General features: G+C 60.4%; 23 protein-coding genes. 14 read left to right on the plus strand and 9 right to left on the minus strand.

The features are described from left to right. Positions 1-75: 75 nt before the first annotated feature. The 3 genes from LF252_RS17825 to LF252_RS17835 all read right to left on the minus strand — a co-directional run bounded on the left by LF252_RS17825 (position 76) and on the right by LF252_RS17835 (position 3817). Positions 76-2184, minus strand: a complete 2109-nt coding sequence (locus LF252_RS17825; RefSeq protein ID WP_226270944.1) for a M13 family metallopeptidase — start codon at positions 2182-2184, stop codon at positions 76-78. A gap of 74 nt (positions 2185-2258) precedes the next feature. Then, a complete protein-coding gene (locus LF252_RS17830; protein WP_226270945.1) occupies positions 2259-2672 on the minus strand; it encodes a hypothetical protein in 414 nt (137 codons plus the stop codon). 74 nt (positions 2673-2746) lie between these two features. Beyond that, entirely contained in the window at positions 2747-3817 is a 1071-nt protein-coding gene (locus LF252_RS17835) for an NADH:flavin oxidoreductase/NADH oxidase (protein WP_226270946.1), read from the minus strand. A gap of 308 nt (positions 3818-4125) precedes the next feature. Between LF252_RS17835 and LF252_RS17840 the strand changes: the two genes are divergently transcribed. The 4 genes from LF252_RS17840 to LF252_RS17855 all read left to right on the plus strand — a co-directional run bounded on the left by LF252_RS17840 (position 4126) and on the right by LF252_RS17855 (position 6242). Further along, on the plus strand, positions 4126-4575 hold the full coding sequence (locus LF252_RS17840; RefSeq protein ID WP_226270947.1) for an Rrf2 family transcriptional regulator: 450 nt from the start codon (positions 4126-4128) through the stop codon (positions 4573-4575). Positions 4576-4724: 149 nt separating this feature from the next. Beyond that, positions 4725-5312 (plus strand): efflux RND transporter periplasmic adaptor subunit, encoded by a 588-nt coding sequence (locus LF252_RS17845; protein ID WP_226270948.1) that lies wholly within the window; start codon positions 4725-4727, stop codon positions 5310-5312. A gap of 57 nt (positions 5313-5369) precedes the next feature. Next, complete coding sequence (locus LF252_RS17850) at positions 5370-5624, plus strand: phosphopantetheine-binding protein (protein WP_226270949.1); 255 nt, start codon at positions 5370-5372, stop codon at positions 5622-5624. Positions 5625-5675: 51 nt separating this feature from the next. After that, positions 5676-6242 carry a GNAT family N-acetyltransferase gene (locus LF252_RS17855; RefSeq protein WP_226270950.1) on the plus strand — a complete coding sequence of 189 codons (567 nt, stop codon included), beginning with the start codon at positions 5676-5678 and terminating at the stop codon, positions 6240-6242. Between the two features lie 125 nt (positions 6243-6367). Here LF252_RS17855 and LF252_RS17860 read toward each other — a convergent pair whose 3' ends face one another. Beyond that, complete coding sequence (locus LF252_RS17860) at positions 6368-7114, minus strand: PPK2 family polyphosphate kinase (RefSeq protein ID WP_226270951.1); 747 nt, start codon at positions 7112-7114, stop codon at positions 6368-6370. A gap of 66 nt (positions 7115-7180) precedes the next feature. Here LF252_RS17860 and LF252_RS17865 point away from each other — a divergent pair, with 66 nt between their 5' ends. The 3 genes from LF252_RS17865 to LF252_RS17875 all read left to right on the plus strand — a co-directional run bounded on the left by LF252_RS17865 (position 7181) and on the right by LF252_RS17875 (position 9232). Next, complete coding sequence (locus tag LF252_RS17865; RefSeq protein ID WP_226270952.1) at positions 7181-7549, plus strand: VOC family protein; 369 nt, start codon at positions 7181-7183, stop codon at positions 7547-7549. A gap of 82 nt (positions 7550-7631) precedes the next feature. Then, positions 7632-8702: an acyltransferase family protein gene (locus LF252_RS17870; RefSeq protein WP_226270953.1), complete on the plus strand. Its 1071-nt coding sequence runs from the start codon at positions 7632-7634 to the stop codon at positions 8700-8702. 149 nt (positions 8703-8851) lie between these two features. After that, positions 8852-9232: an Hsp20/alpha crystallin family protein gene (locus LF252_RS17875; RefSeq protein ID WP_226270954.1), complete on the plus strand. Its 381-nt coding sequence runs from the start codon at positions 8852-8854 to the stop codon at positions 9230-9232. A 92-nt stretch (positions 9233-9324) separates the two neighbouring features. On the opposite strand, the gene LF252_RS17880 is transcribed toward LF252_RS17875, so the two are convergent. Both LF252_RS17880 and LF252_RS17885 read right to left on the minus strand, forming a co-directional pair. Continuing rightward, positions 9325-9648, minus strand: a complete 324-nt coding sequence (locus LF252_RS17880) for a hypothetical protein (protein ID WP_226270955.1) — start codon at positions 9646-9648, stop codon at positions 9325-9327. Positions 9649-9739: 91 nt separating this feature from the next. Then, entirely contained in the window at positions 9740-10015 is a 276-nt protein-coding gene (locus LF252_RS17885; protein WP_226270956.1) for a VF530 family protein, read from the minus strand. Between the two features lie 133 nt (positions 10016-10148). Between LF252_RS17885 and LF252_RS17890 the strand changes: the two genes are divergently transcribed. From LF252_RS17890 to LF252_RS17900, 3 genes are read left to right on the plus strand one after another with little or no spacing between them, the layout of a single operon-like run. Beyond that, positions 10149-10979, plus strand: coding sequence for a glycoside hydrolase family 25 protein (locus tag LF252_RS17890; protein ID WP_226270957.1), 831 nt, complete (start codon positions 10149-10151; stop codon positions 10977-10979). Positions 10980-10991: 12 nt separating this feature from the next. Beyond that, on the plus strand, positions 10992-11408 hold the full coding sequence (locus tag LF252_RS17895; protein WP_226270958.1) for a septal ring lytic transglycosylase RlpA family protein: 417 nt from the start codon (positions 10992-10994) through the stop codon (positions 11406-11408). A gap of 8 nt (positions 11409-11416) precedes the next feature. Beyond that, positions 11417-11620, plus strand: a complete 204-nt coding sequence (locus LF252_RS17900; RefSeq protein ID WP_226270959.1) for a hypothetical protein — start codon at positions 11417-11419, stop codon at positions 11618-11620. 77 nt (positions 11621-11697) lie between these two features. On the opposite strand, the gene LF252_RS17905 is transcribed toward LF252_RS17900, so the two are convergent. Beyond that, positions 11698-12111, minus strand: a complete 414-nt coding sequence (locus tag LF252_RS17905; RefSeq protein ID WP_226270960.1) for a DUF6799 domain-containing protein — start codon at positions 12109-12111, stop codon at positions 11698-11700. Positions 12112-12307: 196 nt separating this feature from the next. Here LF252_RS17905 and LF252_RS17910 point away from each other — a divergent pair, with 196 nt between their 5' ends. The 4 genes from LF252_RS17910 to LF252_RS17940 all read left to right on the plus strand — a co-directional run bounded on the left by LF252_RS17910 (position 12308) and on the right by LF252_RS17940 (position 16563). Then, positions 12308-13228: a DnaJ C-terminal domain-containing protein gene (locus LF252_RS17910; protein ID WP_226270961.1), complete on the plus strand. Its 921-nt coding sequence runs from the start codon at positions 12308-12310 to the stop codon at positions 13226-13228. An 80-nt stretch (positions 13229-13308) separates the two neighbouring features. Next, positions 13309-13641 carry a chaperone modulator CbpM gene (locus tag LF252_RS17915; protein WP_226270962.1) on the plus strand — a complete coding sequence of 111 codons (333 nt, stop codon included), beginning with the start codon at positions 13309-13311 and terminating at the stop codon, positions 13639-13641. A gap of 153 nt (positions 13642-13794) precedes the next feature. Beyond that, entirely contained in the window at positions 13795-15363 is a 1569-nt protein-coding gene (locus tag LF252_RS23085; RefSeq protein ID WP_317197870.1) for an OmpA family protein, read from the plus strand. 123 nt (positions 15364-15486) lie between these two features. After that, complete coding sequence (locus LF252_RS17940) at positions 15487-16563, plus strand: hypothetical protein (RefSeq protein ID WP_226270963.1); 1077 nt, start codon at positions 15487-15489, stop codon at positions 16561-16563. On the opposite strand, the gene LF252_RS17945 is transcribed toward LF252_RS17940, so the two are convergent. Together LF252_RS17945 and LF252_RS17950 are read right to left on the minus strand one after the other, a co-directional pair. Then, the gene (locus LF252_RS17945) at positions 16564-17295 is read right to left on the minus strand and encodes a ZIP family metal transporter (RefSeq protein WP_226270964.1); all 732 of its coding nucleotides are present in this window, start codon (positions 17293-17295) and stop codon (positions 16564-16566) included. 127 nt (positions 17296-17422) lie between these two features. Next, positions 17423-18163: a class I SAM-dependent methyltransferase gene (locus tag LF252_RS17950; RefSeq protein ID WP_226270965.1), complete on the minus strand. Its 741-nt coding sequence runs from the start codon at positions 18161-18163 to the stop codon at positions 17423-17425. Between the last annotated feature and the right edge of the window lie 87 nt (positions 18164-18250).

The raw sequence follows: 18250 nt of genomic DNA on the forward strand, positions 1-18250 counted from the left end.
AACGGGGCAGCATCGGCGGCTGTCAGCACGAAGCCAACCGGTCGGACGCCTCCGGCGTCTGACCGGAGCAGGCGGCTACCAAATCACCGCCCGCTCGGCGTCGGGGCGCACCATTTTCTGGCCGGGCGTGCAGCCGAAGGCCTGGTAGAACTCGGGCATGTTCATGAGCGGGCCGATGGTGCGGTATTGGCCGGGCGAGTGGGGGTCGGTGAGGATTTGCTGGCGCAGGGCTTCGGGGCGGATGTTCTGGCGGCGCAGCTGGGCCCAGCTCAGGAAGAAGCGCTGCTCGGGCGTGAAGCCGTCGATGAGCGGGCGGTTGCCCTTGCCGTACTGCTTGTCGAGCTGCTTCTGCAGGGCCGCGTACACGATGGTGAGGCCGGCGAAATCGGCCAGGTTCTCGCCCATCGTGAGCTTACCGTTCACGTGCACCGAGTCGAGGGGTGAGAAGGCGTCGTACTGGCGGCCCACCACGGCGGCGCGCTTCGTGAATTCGGCCGCGTCGGCCGGCGTCCACCAGTCGCGCAGGTTGCCTTCCGAGTCGTACTGCCGGCCGGAGTCGTCGAAGCCGTGGGTCATTTCGTGGCCCATCACCCCGCCAATGGCCCCGTAGTTCACCGCGTCGTCGGCCTCGGGGTCGAAGAACGGAGGCTGCAGGTAGCCGGCCGGAAACACAATTTCGTTCATTGGCGGGCTGTAGTAGGCGTTAATGGTGGGCGGCGTCATGCTCCACTCGGTCCGGTCAATGGGCCCGCCAAACTTCTTCACGTTCTGCTGATACGCCCACTGACGGGCCGCCAACACGTTTTTCAGGTACGACTCGCGCGAAATCTGCAGCTGCGAGTAGTCCTTCCACTGGTCGGGGTAGCCGATTTTCACCCGCAGGGCGCTCAGCTTCTTGAGAGCTTCCTGCTTGGTGGCCTCGCTCATCCAGGTGTTGGTGCGGATGTGGTCGGCCATGGATTCGCGGATGTTAGCCAGCATATCCAGGGCCTTCTGCTTGGCGGCGGGCGAAAACGCCTGGTCCACGTACAGCTGCCCGAAGGCCTCGCCCAGGGTACCATCGGTGGCGGCCTGCATGCGCTTCCAGCGGGTGGGCTGCTGCTTGGCCCCGCTCTGCACCTGGGCAAACCGGAACGCCTCGTCGCTGAACGCCTTCGGCAGCGCCGAGGGCACCGACGATACCAGCTGCCAGCTCAGGTAGGTTTTCAGGTCGGCCAGCGGCTCTTCTTTCAGCACCGCGCTGACTTCCTTGAAGAAGTCGGGCTGGCCCACAATTACCTCCTGGGCCGCACCCAGGCCGTTGCGCTTCAGCAGCACAGAGGGCTGCAGGTTCGGGAACTGCTTGTCGGCCTCAGCCACCGTCATCTTGTTGTAGCTGGCGTACGGGTCGCGCAGGGAAACCCGGTCTTTGCTGGCCCGGGCCAGGCGGGTTTCCACACGCAGCACGGTGGCGGCCTTGGCGGCGGCCGTAGCTTCCGCATCACCCAGCAGCTTGAAGGTGTTGGTGAGGTAGGTAACGTAGGCCGTGCGCACGGTTTTCGAGCGGGCGTCGTCCTTGAGGTAGTAGTCCCGGTCGGGCATGCCCAGGCCGCCCTGGCTCATGTTTACGGCGTACACCGCGCTGTTTTTACGGTCGGGCGAAACGCCGGCCCGGAAGAACGCGCCGGTGCCCAGCGTCTGCTGGCGGGCAATTTCGGCGAGCAGGCCGGGCCGGTCCTTCACGGCGGCAATGCGGGCCAATTCGGGCTTCAGGTAGGTGAGGCCGGCTTTTTCCAGCCCCACCGAGTCCATGCCGGTGGCGTAGAAGTCGCCCACTTTCTGGCGGTTCGAGCCGGGGGTGGCGGCGCGGTCGGCGGCGGCATCTTCCAGAATGCGGCGCAGCGTGGCCTGGGTCCGGTCGCCGAGCAGGTTGCGCGGGCCCCAGCTGCTGGCGTAGGCCGGCACGGGGTTGTTGCGCAGCCAGTTACCGCCCGAGAACTGATAGAAGTCCTCGCACGGCGACACCGAGCGGTCTACATCCTGGGGGTTGATGCTACGGCCGCCGGTGCTGGAGGCCACGGCCGGAGCCGACGTAGTGGTAGTAGTTGTGGTTGTGGTAGTCGGGCGACTGGTGGTGCAGCCGGCCAACAGAGCCAGCAGTACCGCCGCCGACCCAGAACGGCGCGGAGTAAGAGCGAAATGCATGGGGCGAAATACAACGGTGATTTCGCCTAAGGTCGGGGGAGTTGCGGGAAAGTTGCGCAGCCTGCCCGCTCGGGCTACATCTGAGCCCGCAGCCAGGCAATGGCCTCACCCTCATCGGTAAACTGCACCGACATGGGGTGGCCGGCTACGGGGTGTACCAGTTCCGGAAACGGGGGCGAATCGGTGGAAACCAGCAGCTGGTGCGGGGCCAGTAGGAAGGCCACCCGCAACTCGCCCCCAAACCGGCCCTGGCTGAGCCGGGGTACATTTTCATTCACCCAACTCGTTATTTCTGCGGTGGTCCGAAACCGGCGGCGGGCGTCCATCAGCCAGAAGCGGCATTGGCACTCTTCTGCCGCTTCAAACATGTGCAGGTAGTTCTGCTTGATTTCCTCCGTCCGACTGATTTCCACCATCCAGCGGCCTACCAGAATACCCAGGTCGGGACGGTAAGTGATGGGGAAATCGGGGGTGGAGAAGAGGGACATGAGCAGAAGAACCAACTAAGCGTGGGAGCAGGCGTAACGCCTGCCCCTGCATAGCCGTTCAAAAATACACGTTTTCACCGACGAGGCTTTGCCCGCTCGTACTGCACCGGCCAGGGCACATCGGCCCCCAGCTCCTGGGCGGCATGCAACGGAAAATGCGGGTCGCGCAATGATTCCCGGGCCAGCAAAATCACATCGGCCTGACCATTACTCAGGATCTGCTCTGCCTGGCGGGCTTCGGTGATGAGCCCCACCGCACCGGTGGCCAGCCCGGTTTCGCGGCGCACCTGCTCAGCAAACTGCACTTGGTAGCCGGGCCCCACTGGAATATCGGCCTTGGGTACGTTGCCGCCGGTGGAGCAATCCAGCAGGTCCACGCCATTGTCCTTCAGCAGCGCGGCCAGGCGCACGGTGTTCTGGTCCGTCCAGCCACCCTCCGTCCAATCGGTGGCCGATACGCGCACCCACAGGGGCAGGTGGTCGGGCATTTCGGCGCGGGCAGCGGCCACCACTTCCAGCAACAGCCGTACCCGGTTTTCAAAGGAGCCGCCATAAGCGTCGGTGCGCTGGTTGCTGAGGGGCGAAAGGAACTGGTGCAGCAGGTAACCGTGGGCCGCGTGTAGCTCCAGCACCTCAAACCCAACTGCCACGGCCCGCCGGGCAGCTAGCCTGAAGTCGTGAACGACTTGCTGAATACCGGCTTCATCCAGGGCCAGCGGCGCCATTTCGTCGGCGGTGAAGGCCAACGCGCTTGGAGCTACCGTGAGCCAGCCACCTTCGGCCTCACCCAGTTGCTGGCCGCCTTTCCAGGGGCTGGCGTGGCTGGCTTTGCGGCCGGCATGGGCCAGTTGAATACCGGGCACGCAGCCCTGGCTTTTTAAAAACCCGGCAATGCGCTGCAGGCCCGGCAGGTGTTCTTCCTGCCAGATGCCCAGGTCGTCGGGGGTGATGCGGCCCTCCGGCGACACGGCCGTGGCCTCCAGCAATATCAGCGCCGCACCACCCACGGCCCGCGCCCCCAGGTGTACCAGGTGCCAGTCGTTGCTGAAGCCATCCTGCGCGCTGTACTGGCACATGGGCGAAATAACAATGCGGTTCTTAAGGGTGATGCCGCGCTGGGTAAGCGGCGTGAAAAGCTGAGTCATGGCTGTTGTTCAGACTATAAAATGATGCTGGGCGAATAGGCGCGCACCAGTGCAAGCGAGCAACTGGTGGGTATGCTGCACAAGCATACCCAAAGCGGCCCCGAAAGTTTACGTCCTTATACCCGTCAGCAGCTTTTGGGACTTAGTTAAAGTATTGTGACCCTAGCTGCGTCTACCTGCACAGTAGCGGCTCTTTTCCCGCTGCTGGCAGATTATGACGCTACGCCTACAAGCAGATTTTCGACAATTGGTTGCACGCAACCAAAGTGCGTTGTATATTTGTAACCGATTTTGTTACGAATCAACTCATGAACACTCGCTTCGCTGTTGCAACGCACATTCTGGCCTACCTGGCGCACGCCGAGGGGCAGCCGGTGTCGTCGGAGGTGCTGGCGGCCAGCGCCGGCACCCACCCGGTGGTAGTGCGCCGCCTGGTGAGCACCCTGCGCACGGCGGGCCTGGTACAGAGTCAGCGCGGCGCAGGCGGCGGCACGCTGCTGGCCCGCCCGGCCACGGATATTTCCCTGCTGGATGTGTTCCGGGCCGTGCAGGAAACGGAGCCTGACCTGTTCCAAGTAAACAGCACCAACCCCAGCGCGCACTGCGACCTGGGCCGCGTAATGCGCGAAACTCTGGATGGCTTGTTTGGGCCGGCCATTGAGGCCATGCGGGCGGCACTGTCGGCGGTATCGGTGGCGCAGGTGCAGCAGGAGCTGGGTAAGCATCTGCCGCAGGGCTGCCCTGGGGCGTCGGGTTGACGCTTTTTATTTCCCTAGAAATGTAACCACACCGGTTACTATCTGTTTTTCACCTAGTTCTGCCGGCCTCAACAAGGCTGGCGTGTTCCACCCCCGGCTTGCCAAGTGTAGCCGCTGGTGCAGGCCGGTAAGCCCGGCACCGCATTTTCATGAAAAAGTTGGTTGGCCTTGGGCTGGTTCTGATGGTTGCAACAGGCAGCGCCCTGCTGCCCTTGTGGCTACCCGCCTCCGATGCCCAGGCAAATTCTCTCGACGCCAGCGTCGCTTACTTTCAACCCGTAGTACGCACCGTTGCTCAGTCAGTGGCAGTACCCGTTGGCGGCCAGCCTATTCTGACCCAGCAGGGTGGCCGGGTGCACGAAACCTACGTGCACGATGGGCAGCGGGTGCAGAAAGGCCAGGTGCTGGTGAAGCTCCTGGAACGGCTGCCCAGCGTGCAGCAGCAGCAGTTGCAGCAACGCTTACTACGCCAGCAACAGGCATACGCGGCCTTGCAGCGCCGGGCGGCCCCGGCCGCTGAGCTGGCCACGGCCCGGCAGCAGCTGGAAGATACCCGCCAGCAGCTGGCCCATTGCGTGCCCATGCTCAGCTTTGTGTACGTGACGGCCCCGGCCGATGGGGTAGTGCAGCACGCAACGGCCACTTTGGGCGCCCAACTAGCCGCCGGTGCGGTGGTGGCGCATCTGGCTCCTGTGCCGGCCGCCGATACCACATTGCTACTTACCAGCGTTGAGTAGGCCCGCGTGGCTTCTTAACCGCCCGATTGTTTCTTTTTTCGTCGTTGCCCATTCCTTATGGAACAGCTCATTCGCCATCAGGTAGAGCGCATGCTTCGTCGCAAGCGCCGCAACCCTTCCCTCCTACTCACCGCCACTTCCCGCCTGCAGGAAGACATCGGCCTCGACTCCATTGACTTAGTGGAGCTGGCCATCAACCTGGAACACCGCTTCCACATCGAAATCAAAGATGCTGAAATGGAACAGCTGCGCACGGTGCAGGATGTACTTGATTGCGTTGACCATCACCTTAGTAACTTGCTGATCGATTGACCTGCCGCCAGCCCTGCCGGCCTGAAACCGGCTGTGGCCGTATAGCTACCCATGATTCCGCTCATCACCTTCACTCCCCGCCTCACCCTCATTGCTGCCAGCCGCGCCCTGCTCACGGCCGAGCTAACCAAGCCCCATTATTTCCCGGTACTGCTGGGCGCTGATATGCCAGCGCACTGGCCCCCCGGCGAGTACGACCGGGACGCACAGCAGTTTTTTCTCGACCAGCTAACGGCTGGCGGCCGCGACGCCGCGGGCTGGTACGGCTGGTACGCCATTCTGCGCGCCGGGGCCGAGGTACCTAAGAATACTGTAGTGGGCGCGGGCGGCTTTCATGGCCCGCCCACCGATGCTACCGCCGAAATAGGCTTCTCGGTGGCCGATGATTGGCAGGGCCGGGGCATTGGTACCGAGTTGGTTTCGGGCCTGATACACCAAGCGGCCGATACGGGTATGGTGCGCTACCTCACGGCCCGCACTACGCCCACCAACGACGCCGCCCGCCGAACCTTGGAGGCTAACGGCTTTAAGCGTATTTCTGATGCTTTGGATGCGGAAGGCCGCCAGTTGTTCGGCCGCGACATATCCGAGGCCGATAAAACGCCGCCGAAAGCTTAGAGCTTAGAGCTTAGAGCTTAGAGCTTAGAGCTTAGAATGTATGAAAGAGGCCTCATTAAGTTATGGTGAGGCCTCTTTTTTATTGCTTTTTGTGGTCTCAAAGGCTAACATCCCAGTTCCGGGCATTAAGATTTTTCCGGGTAATGCGGATCTAGCTTCACCAGGGCGTCGCGCAGGGTACGGGCTACCACGTAGGCCTTGTACCAGTTCTGGTCGGCGGGCACAACATGCCAAGGGCAGCTGGCCGGATTGCAGTGCTCGAACACATCCTCGTACACGGCGCGGTACTGGGGCCATTGGTCGGCTTTCTGCTCGTCGCCGGCTTCGTATTTCCATTTTTTGGTGGGGTCGGTGAGGCGCTCCTGCAGCCGCTCCTGCTGTTCCTCCTGCGAAACATGCAGGTAAAACTTTAGCACCACCGTTCCGGCCTGTTGCAGCAGCTTTTCGAAGGCATTGATGGCCGTAAAACGGCGGCGCGCTTCCTCGGCCGTCACTAACCCATCTACCCGGGTAATCAGCACATCCTCGTAGTGGGAACGGTTGAAAACCTGCAGCATACCCCGGGCCGGTACTTGCTGGTGGATCCGCCACAGAAAATCGTGGGCTAGCTCCAGTTCGGTGGGCTCTTTAAACGAATGTACCCGCACGCCCTGCGGGTTAATGCCACTGAATACGCGCCGGATCAGGCCGTCTTTGCCGCTGGCATCCATGCCCTGCAGAATTACCAGTACGCTGTGCTTGCTTTCGGCGTACAGGCGGTCTTGCAAGCCAATGAGTTCCTGCCGTATCTTTTTCAACTCGCGCAGCGTGGTGTTTTTGTGGAACTCGGCCGGGGCACGGGTAGCCAGGCGGACCAGATTGACGGAGGACATAGCAGTGAATAGTTGAAATCAGCAAAAAATCTGGCAGCTTTAGGTTCTACCAACCTCATTCCTCATATGTTGCAAGGCTTGCGCACCATTGTATATCCGGTAGGCGACCTACCTAAGGCCAAAGCTTGGTACAGCCAGGTGCTGGAGCAGGAACCCTACTTTGATGAGCCTTACTACGTAGGTTTCAACGTGGGCGGCTATGAGCTGGGCCTCGACCCGCACGGCCCGGTTGCCGGCCAGTGCGGCCCCGTAACGTACTGGGGTGTACCCGACGCCGAAGCCGCCTTTACGCGCTTAGTGGAGCACGGCGCACACCCCTATGAAGCCGTGCACGATGTGGGCGGGGGCATCTGGGTGGGCACCGTGCAAGACCCTTTCGGCAACCTGTTCGGCGTTATTCAAAATCCTCATTTTCAACTTCCCTCGGCGCAATAACCGGCCGCAAAGCGGCCGAGTATATGGCAGGTAGCGGGCTACCCGGTAATTTGCGGCTGATTCTTACTCGGCCCTTCTGCCTATGACTTCATCGCCCGGCGCCCCCCTTGCGTATCGCCCTGAGCTAAATGGGGTGCGGGCTATTGCCGTGTGGCTAGTAGTGGTGCAGCACTGGGCAGCCCCGCCAATTATGATGGGCGAAATGGGCCGAATGGTGTTTTTCGTGCTTAGCGGGTACCTCATTGCCGGTATTGTGTGGAAGCAGCAGGCCTATCCTGGTGCACCCGGCCCCTGGCGGCAGCGGCTGAGCACCTTCTACAAGCGGCGGCTGCTGCGCATTATTCCGCCTTATTACTGCGCCTTGCTGCTAAGCGCCCTGCTGCCCTTAGCCACTGTGCGCGAGCACCCGGCCTGGTTTATGCTGCCGGCCGCCAACCAGCTATTTTACCGGCTGCAGCAATGGGGCGAGGGGTGCGGCCACCTCTGGACGCTGGCCGTAGACGAGCAGTTTTATCTGCTATGGCCGTTTCTATTGGCTATAGTGGGCCTGCGGGCCTGGTGGCTGCTGCTCATCGGGCTAGGGGGCCTGTTGTTTCGGGTGGGCTGGAGCCTGCTGGTAACGCCGGGCTTTGTGCTGCTACTGCTGCCCGCCTCCCTCGATTTATTTGCCGCCGGTACCCTTCTGCGCCTGCTGGAAAACGCGCCTGGGTTAGCCCGCTGGGCCCAGGGCCGGCACGTGCTGCTGGCTTGGATTACTTGGTGGCTGCTGTGGGCGTGGCTGCACCCGGTGCAGGGCGGCACTATCTGGCTGATGATTTTCCCCACGGTAGGTGCCATAGCGGCTTTTCTGACGCTCGGCTGGCTGCTGCGGGTACCGAACGCCGCGCGGCGGCTGGGCCTGCTTCACCCGGTGCTGATTTGGCTGGGGCAGCGCAGCTTCGGTACTTACTTGTACCATTTACTGCTGCCGGTGCTGTGGCAACGAGCGGTGTACAAGCTGTGGCCGGCTGGCTCAGGGTGGCGCGAAATGCTGTTGGGGCCGTTACCAACGCTTCTGGTGCTTACGCCTTTGTTGATTGCGCTTAGCGCGGCATCCTGGCATTTTATCGAAGGCCCCTTAGACCGCTGGAAGCGGCATTTACGCTACAGCTGATAACTATATACAGACACAATGCCATGCTTTGCATAGGTATATTGTCCCAAAACAAGACTTTTTGACTTGTATACAAGCCAGAAAAGGCTGCATCTGGTTTGGTACGGGATTTGAAAATACCCTTTCACCTAGTAGAAAGGAATTTGACCATGAACCTGATCAGCAAAGACTTTATTCGCAGCATGATGCCGCACCTCGACCTGATGAACACGTTAGGCGGTGGTATTGCACAGGCCACCATGCGAATTGATAAGCGCGAGAAGGGCGTAGTAGTGCGCGTTGCGGCTCCGTCCGTCAGCCCCGATAATTTCCACGTGGTGCTCAACGACAACGTTCTGACGGTGTTTGCCGAGTTCCGCCACTCCCCCGAGGACCAGTTGGCGGCTCCCCTGTTCAGCCGGGTGCTCAACCTGCCCAAGGGCCTCGACCTCACCCGCATCGACGCGGTGTTTGAAGGCCAGGAGCTGCAAGTGCGCATCCCGTACCAAACGGATGCTGAGCCGCGCGAAATCAATATCAAGCAGCGCTAAAACCTCCGTTAGCTGCTCATAACGCCGGGACCGACCGGCCCATGGTTTCATCTGCCACTGCCCTCCGCAGTGGCTTTTTTATTGCCCAATTATTAGTTGAACAGGGGCCATAGCAACACAAAGGCCAGGGCCAGCGACACGTAAAACCATCCCATTACCTGACCCCGATACCGCCGCGGCAGGCGGTTGCTCAGCACCAGCACGGCCGCTACCATTACGGCCAGATACAGCAGCAGAAATACCACGGCCTTCACCCAATTGCTCACAATGGTGTTTTCGGGCTGCATTTGATCGGGCATGCCCAGGCCGGCGGTGGCCAGCTTAAGGACGTAGTATGTCACTACTTCAAACACCACAAACAGCCCCGCCCCGGCCAACAAAGCCAACGGGCTGCTTTTCTCTCGGATATCGGCCATGCGGGTTGTTGGGTATGTAGGTGTTTATACTTGGGGGTTTGCTGGTAGAGTTGTTAATCGTGACGAGCAACACTAGCCACACACCACCTGCTCAGCGTCGGCCCAGGACCTCGGCCGTACGGGTAAGAATATAGAGCTCCTCTACCTTGGCGCGGGCCCAGGGCGTACGGCGCAGAAAGGTGAGGCTGGATTTGATACTGGGGTTCACCGCAAAGCAGTTGATGCGGATGCGGCGGTCCAGCTCGGGCCAGCCGTAGGCCGCCACCAAGTACTCCAGAATCTGGGCCAGCGTAACGCCGTGCAGCTCCCGAATCAGGCGGCCCGATTCGTCGCGCGCGTCCGCGGGCAGGTTGGATAAATCAGGCATGTGCTAAAGGCTGGTGAAGCACAAAAATGCAAAAAGCAGCACGCATTTGGGCACAGCGGCACGGTTTTCTGCCGGTTAGAGGCACCAGAAACGTCGGCTGGCGCGTTACCTTTGGCAACTACCCATTTCCCGTATGCCTGCCACCCGTTCTGCCCGTCGCCCTGTTGTAACCCGTCCGTGGTGGCGGCGCGGGTTGCCGCTGGCGGCGCTGGTGCTGCTGCTGCTGGCCGGCCTATGGTACCAGCGCCATCAGCGGCAGGTAAACCGGTACGCCCGGCGGGTCTATGCCTCGCTCATCAGCCGCTACCTCACCGGGCACGAAAAAACGCCGCTGCTGGCGGGATATTCTGTGCACGGCATTGATGTATCAGCCTACCAAGGTCGCATCGACTGGACGCAGGTGGCCGGGCACCGGGTGCGCTTTGCGTTTATTAAGGCTACGGAGGGCGTAACCCTGCGCGACAACCGGTTTCAGCGCAACTGGCGCGGGGCCCGGGCCGCGGGCATCTACCGGGGGGCCTACCACTATTTCCAGCCCAACTACGACGCTACCAAGCAGGCCAACCTGTTTACGCGCACCGTGCCACTGGCCCCCGGCGACCTGCCCCCGGTACTGGATGTGGAGCACGCGGAGTTTCACGATGTAGCCCAGATGCGCCGGGGCGTGGCCACCTGGCTGCGGCTGGTGGAGCGCCACTACGGTGTGCGGCCCATCCTGTACTCCAATTACAGCTTTTACAAGCGCCACCTGGCCGGGCATTTCGATGAGTATCCACTCTGGCTGGCCCACTACGAGGTAGAGCAACCCACGCTGCCCCGCGAGAAATGGATTATCTGGCAGCACTCCGATGAAGCCTACGTACCCGGCATCCGGGGCACCGTAGATTTCAACGTGTTCCAGGGCAACTTCCAACGGCTGCTGGCCCTGCGGATTCCGCCGCGGGGCTCAGCTGCCCCCAACTAACGGATGAGCATATTGAGCAAGCAACCTCTCCTTACATTGGTCGGCACCCGGCTGCTGCTACTGCTGCTTAGCTTGGTTATGGTGGCATGTGCCACCGGGCGCAACACTGGCACCTACACGGAGTCGGGTATTGGTACGTATTACGCCGATAAATTTGAGGGGCGGCCCACTGCCAGCGGTACGGTGTACCGGGGCCGCCAGCTCACAGCCGCCCACCGCACTCTTGCATTTGGCACGGTGGTGCGGGTCACAAATCCTCGCAATGGGCGCTCCGTCGAAGTAACCATCACCGACCGGGGCCCGCACGTAAAAGGCCGCATCATTGATTTATCCAAGGAAGCGGCACGCCGCATCGGTATTTTTGGGCAGGGCATGGCCCCAGTTGAGTTGCGTGTAGTGCGCGCTGCCCCTGATAATTCTTCTCGCTAACCCTGCTCATGCGCATCCGCAAAAAAGTACAGTGGACTATTCCCGCTGAAGCTGACCGCTTTACCCAGTTGGGGGCTTTTGTAAAAGCCGCCGAAACCCAGGGCTGGAGCGAAGCTGAAATCCAGTTTGTGATGGACGAGGTAGTGGAAGCCCGTGACGAGGCCGAAGTAGCCCTGATTTTTCAGGATTATACCCAACACACCCGTCGATAAACATAACAGCGGCGGCCCACCTCCGAGGAGGCGGACCGCCGCTGTACCTTAACCAGATAGCTGCGTGAGCAGCCAGTCTACTTCTTCTTCATTTTAACTTTGCCCTTGCCGTTTTTGGCCAGGGCCATCAGGCTGTCCTGCTCGGCCCGCATAGCCATAGTGGTCAGGCGGCCCGTCAGCGACATGTAGTCGCCCTCTTTCAGGGTAGTGGTAGTACCATCGGGCATCGTTACCATGCCGCTGGGGTTGATTTTAGTGCCATTTACTACACTGGTTTCGGCACCCAGCGCCTCCGTGTGCGCATCGCGCGTCACCATCACTTTACCGTCTTTCATCATGAAGCCGTCCTTCATGGTCATGCCCACCGGGGCGGCGGCTCGGGGCCTGGGCTGCACCGGACGGCGGGGCGGCATTTTGGTTTGCGCTTCGGCCGAGAGAGAAGCCAGACCCGTCAGGAGTAGGGCCGCGCAGAACGTAGGGAGTAGTTTCATGCGAGTGAGAAATAAGGGGAAATGGGTGAGAGGAATACGGCGCTCCGGCGGCACCGGTAGTTAAGATACGTAACTACCACAGCTTCGCCAAGCAGGTAGGCCGGTAACCCCGCAGTGGCTGGTTTCGTTTCAAAATATACGGAACCCACTGGTTTTAGGGTCCCCTCTCCCCTCTACTCTCTCCTGCCAACCCGCCGTGGATTACAAAGACTACTACAAGACGCTGGGCGTTGAAAAAACCGCCAGCAAAGACCAGATCAAGAAGGCCTACCGGAAGCTGGCCCGCCAGTACCACCCCGACGTGAACCCCAACGACGCGGAGGCGGAACGCAAATTCAAGGAAATCAACGAGGCCCACGAAGTTCTCAGCGACGACGAGAAGCGCCAGAAATACGACCAGCTGGGCGCCGACTGGCAGCGCTACCAGCAGGCCGGAGCCGGACGGGGCGGGCAGCCCGGCGGCGGGGGCTTCGACTGGAGCCAGTATGCCCAGGGCGGCGGCTTCGGTGGCGGCGGCGACGACCCGTTTGGCGGGGCTGACTTTTCTGATTTTTTCAGCTCCATGTTCGGGGGCATGGGTGGTGGGGGCAGCAGCGCCCGGCCCCGCACCGGCCAGGATTATCAGGCTGAATTAGAGTTGAGCCTAGAAGAAGCCTACCACGGCGGCCCCCGCACGCTCACCGTCAGCGGCAAAAACCTGCGCATCACCATTCACCCAGGCGTGGAGGACGGGCAGGTTATCCGGCTGCGCGACCAGGGCGGCCCCGGCCGCAACGGTGGCCCCAGTGGCTCGTTGTATATCACCCTTCGCATCCGGCCCGATGCCCGCTACTCCCGCGCCGGCAACGACCTGACGATGGATGTGCCCGTGAGCATGTACACGGCTCTGCTCGGCGGGGAGCAAACCGTCGAAACCCTATCGGGCCCCGTTAAAATCAACATCAAGCCCGAAACTCAGAACGGCACCCGTTTGCGGCTCCGTGGCAAGGGCTTCCCGGTGTATCGGCAGGCCGGCCAGTTCGGCGACCTGTATCTGCGCCTCAGCCTCACGCTCCCGCAGAACCTCACGGATCAGGAGAAGGCCTTATTCCGGCAGCTCGCCGATTTACGCAAATAAGTTTTCGGCGCCGAGAGCCGGTTGCCAGCCCATACACGCAAACGGAAACTAAGCCCTAGAAACCAGAAAATCCCCGACTTATGGAAGCCCACATCATCACCATCACTTACCACGACTGCGCTATCCATTATGGACTGAGCGAGGCAGATATCCGCGAATTCGTGGATTTGGGCCTGTTGCAGGCCGCGCCTGACGTGCCCGACGCCTTGCGCGAGGAACCGCTACACGTGGCCCGGCTGGCCCGGCTATACCACGATTTGGGCTTGAGCAAAGACAGCCTGGAAGTGGTACTGGCTATGCGGCAGCGCCTGGAGCAAGTGCAGCAGGAATTGCGGCAGCAGCGGGCCCGGGTACAGCAGCTGGAGCTGTTTCTGCGCGGCTCCGGCCCGTTGCTGGATGTAAACTTTCGGTAAATAATAAGGGCTGCTTAGCCTCCTGCCGCTGCCGTTTTGCACTCTGCAAAGTTCAATATATAGCACTTACACAACCTTTCCGAATGGTTGAGGTATAAAAGCCCAATCCGGAAAACCGAGTTTTCCTCACTAGCCACCTTTTTCCATCTTCATATGCTTCCACGCATTCCCCTCCCGAGGGCACTGGCGCTGGGCCTGGCGGCCTGCGCTTTCACCCCGCACCTCACGCACGCCCAGTCTGCTGACCGCAAGACCGCCATCGGCCTCAACGTAAGTGCCATGCAGTACAAAGGCAGCTTTGGCTCCGATTTCTGGGACTGGAGCGAGAACAAGTATGCGCCGGGCATTACCTTCAGCCAGTACCTCTCCAAAGGGGTTGACCTGCAGCTGAGCGGTAACTACGTGGAGTTCAAGAAGACGGCTCCTAACACGGGCCCTTACTTCGGCAGCAACTTCGCTACCAACGTAGTGAACGTGAACCTGGGCCTGAAATTTAAGGCGTTTAAGGAAGAGGCGCGTGTGCGGCCCTACCTGCTGGCTGCGCCGGGCTGGACCTACACCAGCCGCGAAGGTACCATCAACCGCAACGGTCAGGCCTTGCGCACCGACGAGGATAAGAGCTATTTCGACCTGTTCGGCGCGGCCGGTATTGATTTCCGCCTGGGCGATGCCGTGACTTTGTTCGTGCAGACTGGCCAGCATATTCCGCTCAACGCTAACCTTGACGGAGAGCCGGTGCGCGACGATAACAAGATTGATGACCGGTTCCTGCAGCACACCGTGGGCCTGAACATTGCCCTAGGCAAAGCCAAGGATGCTGACGGGGACGGTGTTTCGGACAAGAAAGATAAATGCCCCGGCACCCCCGCCGGTGTAGCCGTGGATATGAACGGCTGCCCGCTGGATGGTGACGGCGACGGTGTTCCGGATTACCAGGATAAGTGCCCCACCGAAAAAGGTCTGGCTTCACTGGAAGGCTGCCCCGACCGGGACGGTGACGGCATCCGCGACGGTGACGACAAGTGCCCCGACACCCCCGGCAAAGCGGAACTGCAAGGCTGCCCTGACTCGGATAACGATGGCGTAATCGACCAGAACGACAAGTGCCCCAACACGCCCGGCGGCGTGAAAGTAGACGCCAGCGGCTGCCCTATTGATACCGATGGTGACGGTGTGCCCGACTACCAGGACCGTTGCCCCAACCGTCCCGGTCCGGCTTCCAACAAAGGCTGCCCCGAAATGAAGCCCGAGGAAGTGAAGCGTCTGAAAGAGGCCACCAAGTACATCCAGTTTGAGTTCGACAAGGCTACCCTGAAGCCGATTTCGTTCCCGACCCTGGACGCCCTGGTGAAAATCATGAATGACTACCCGGACTACTTCCTGAGTATTTCGGCCCACGCCGATAGCAAAGGTGAAGATGCCTACAACCTGCGTCTGTCGGATGAGCGTGCTGCCTCGGCCCGTGCTTATATGCTACGCAAAGGCGTTCCGGCCGACCGGATTGTGTCGCACGGCTACGGCGAAACCAAGCCCATTGCTGACAACGCCACCGAAGCTGGCCGCGCCATCAACCGCCGCGTAGAGTTCGACGTGTACCTGCCCGGTGACCCGAACCCCGCCGAAACCAAGTACGGCCCCGCGCCCGAAATTCCGGCTGCTCCGGTGAAAGCCGCTCCGGCCAAGAAGGCCCCGGTGAAAAAAGCGCCGGTACGCCGGAAGTAATTCGGTGCTGACCCATCTGTGAAAAGCGGCCTGCTCCACTGAGCGGGCCGCTTTTTTTGTTATTTGCCCTCTGCTTATCTATTCTCTTTGGGTTCGGTTGTTACCGTGGCCCTGTAGCTCACTATGCTATCTAAAGTATTCTACTGCTTTATCTTCCTCATTTTCCTACCATCCACGGCCGGGGCCCAGTCCCAGCACCGGGTACCCGGGGTTGCCACCGAATTTCTGAAGCGCCTGAAAGGGCAACTTCCAACGGAGGTTAAGGGCGACGTGCTGCGTGTTACAATTCAGGATACACTGCTGGCAAAAACGCCTACGTACTGCCCGCTGCTTGATGCCAAGCGGGTAGTTGAATATGATGCCCGGCAGCATATCAGGGCTGTTTTTTTTGCTCCCGATACATTCAGAGTTGCCACCATTGTGCGTTACGACGCGTACGGGCGGGTTACGAGGGTGGCTCGCCCGAAGCACCCTGCCCTAGAGCAGGCCGTTTACCGGTACGATGACCAGCACCACCAGCGGCGTAAGTTTATCTACCGGCCCGATTCAGTGCTGTGGCAAACGGAGCTGGAAACCTTCAACCAGGATACGCTTTTACTCTCCACCCAGCACCTCGATTCCTCGGGCGCGGCCGTATTTGGTTATACCTACCGGTACAACAAACGTGGTCATCTCCTGGAGCAGCTCTACTGGAACACTCCTACCGGCCCGGGCATCATAAACGCACTAGGGCCGGGGCCAGCTCAGCACCACCCCTGGCCTAATGATACCACACGGTATGTTTGGGAGTATGACCGCACCGGAAAAGTCAGCCGGATGTGTCGCATTCGTCACAACCAATTGGGCCAGCTCGTTTTCCATTCCCGCCGGGGAGATACGCTGGTCACGGTGCGCACTGAGTTGGTATTGTGGGCCTTACCGCCCCTACAGGTAACCAAGCAGATTGGTGCACTAACCATTCAGGAGGCCCACTACAATAATCCAGGCTGGAAAGAGGAGCGCCATGATGCCATTTTCCGTACCGTTTACCACCACGACGAGCTGACTGAATCCTCCTACTGGCTGAACGGACAGCGCCAGTCGCATGCATCGTACACATACACATTCCGTTACGACAGCCAGGGCAACTGGACGGAGAAAACGATGTTGGAAAACGGCTTGCCCGTTCGGCTTACTACACGCCGGTTTATATACCGGTAGCTACACCCAGTCAACAGCCAGGGCCAGCAGCAAACCGGCCAGCGTAGCCACCAGCTTGTGCACGTTTAGACTGTGGTCGGGGCTGGTTTCGAACAGAATAGTGGTGGATACATGCAGAAAGTTGCCGGCCACCAGCCCCAGCAGCCCCGCGTACAGCCCGCCCGTGAGCAACTGCTCCAGTACCACGTAGTTGCTCACGATAATGCCCGCCGGTCCGGCCGCAGCAAACAGCAGCAGGTACGGTACCGCCCGCCGGAACGAGCCCAGGCGCAGTAGCAGAGCCGCCATTAGGGCAAAGGCCGCCGGGATATGGTGTAGCGCCACCCCAGCTAGGATAGCGTAGAAATTCTGGCTCACGTCGCCGGCAGCTGGCGTTTTCACCAGAATGCTACCCTCCAGAAACGAGTGCAGCACCAGCGAGAACAGCAACAGAAACGGTACCCGCCCGGCGTGCTCGGTGTGGTGGTGTACATGGCCGTGCTCCACCCCTTGCGAAAACACTTCCAGCAGCATCTGCCCAAAGAAGCCCGCCAGTACAAAATAGCCCACGGTGTGACCCGGGAGCATCTGCAGAGCCTCCGGCAGCAGGTGCGTAACGGTGAGCGTGAACAGGTACGCCCCGCTAAACGCCAGTAGTGGCTTCATCCAGGTGGTGCGGGCCGTAGGCAGCAGGCGGGTCAACCAGCCGGCTCCCAGTACCGTCACAAACAACGCAGCAACTGCAAACCACATAAGCGGGTAATAAGAGAATTGGGTAGTAAGAGGTTGCGGAGGCAGCAGCGCGAGGAAGGGCATTTTCTAGGAGCCAAGCATTGAACCGGCCCTTTACCCCACATGCCCTCACCGGGCTGTTTTGCGGTTATTTCTTCAGCACGAAAATCATTCGGGGGCTGGTTTTGGGGTCGAAAGGCTGGAGCTGATAGTCGCCCAGTACCTCGGCCAGCCTCAGCCCAGCCATGTGGAAGTACTCCTCCAACCGCTCCAGGCTTAGCGCCCGCACCCGCTCCTCGAAGTATTGCGGCTGCCCCTCATCATCCCGGAACCGGATTTCCTTCACAATGAAATCGTTCTGGAAGTGGCGGTACAGTTGAAACTCGGTTCCTTCTACTGTTTTGGTTTCGTGCGCCACCAGGGTCTGAATAGCCAGTTCCGTGTTCAGGAAATCGATAACCAGCTTGCCACCGGGGCGCACCACGGCCGCCGCATTGCGCAGCGCCACCACATTCTCAGCTTCCTGCTCGAAATACCCGAAGCTGGTAAATAGGTTCAGCACCAGATCAAACGGACCGTAGGGCAATGGCTCCCGCATATCGTGCACGTGGAACTGCAGGTGTGCGTGGACAAACTCCTGGGCGGCGGCAATGCTCTGCGGCGACAAATCCACGCCCGTTACATCGAAGCCCTGCTCGCTGAGGTAGCGCGCGTGGCGTCCTTTTCCGCAGGCTAAGTCCAACAGTCGAGCTTCCGACTTTGGGTGCAGGTGCTCCAGCAGCCGGCTCAGAAACGCCCGGGCCTCAGCGTAGTCACGGTTTTGGTAAAGTCGGTGGTAATACGGCGAGTCAAACCAGGTACTAAACCATTCGGCAACATTCGGGGGCATAAGCAGGGTACGCAGTGAAACAGAAAAAGGGCGTTGTCACGCCCCTTTCCAGTTCAGAAAGCAAATGAGAGGCCTCATATTTGCAAC

Origin of the sequence: Hymenobacter pini, from assembly GCF_020421205.1 — a bacterium.
GTDB lineage: Bacteria > Bacteroidota > Bacteroidia > Cytophagales > Hymenobacteraceae > Hymenobacter > Hymenobacter pini.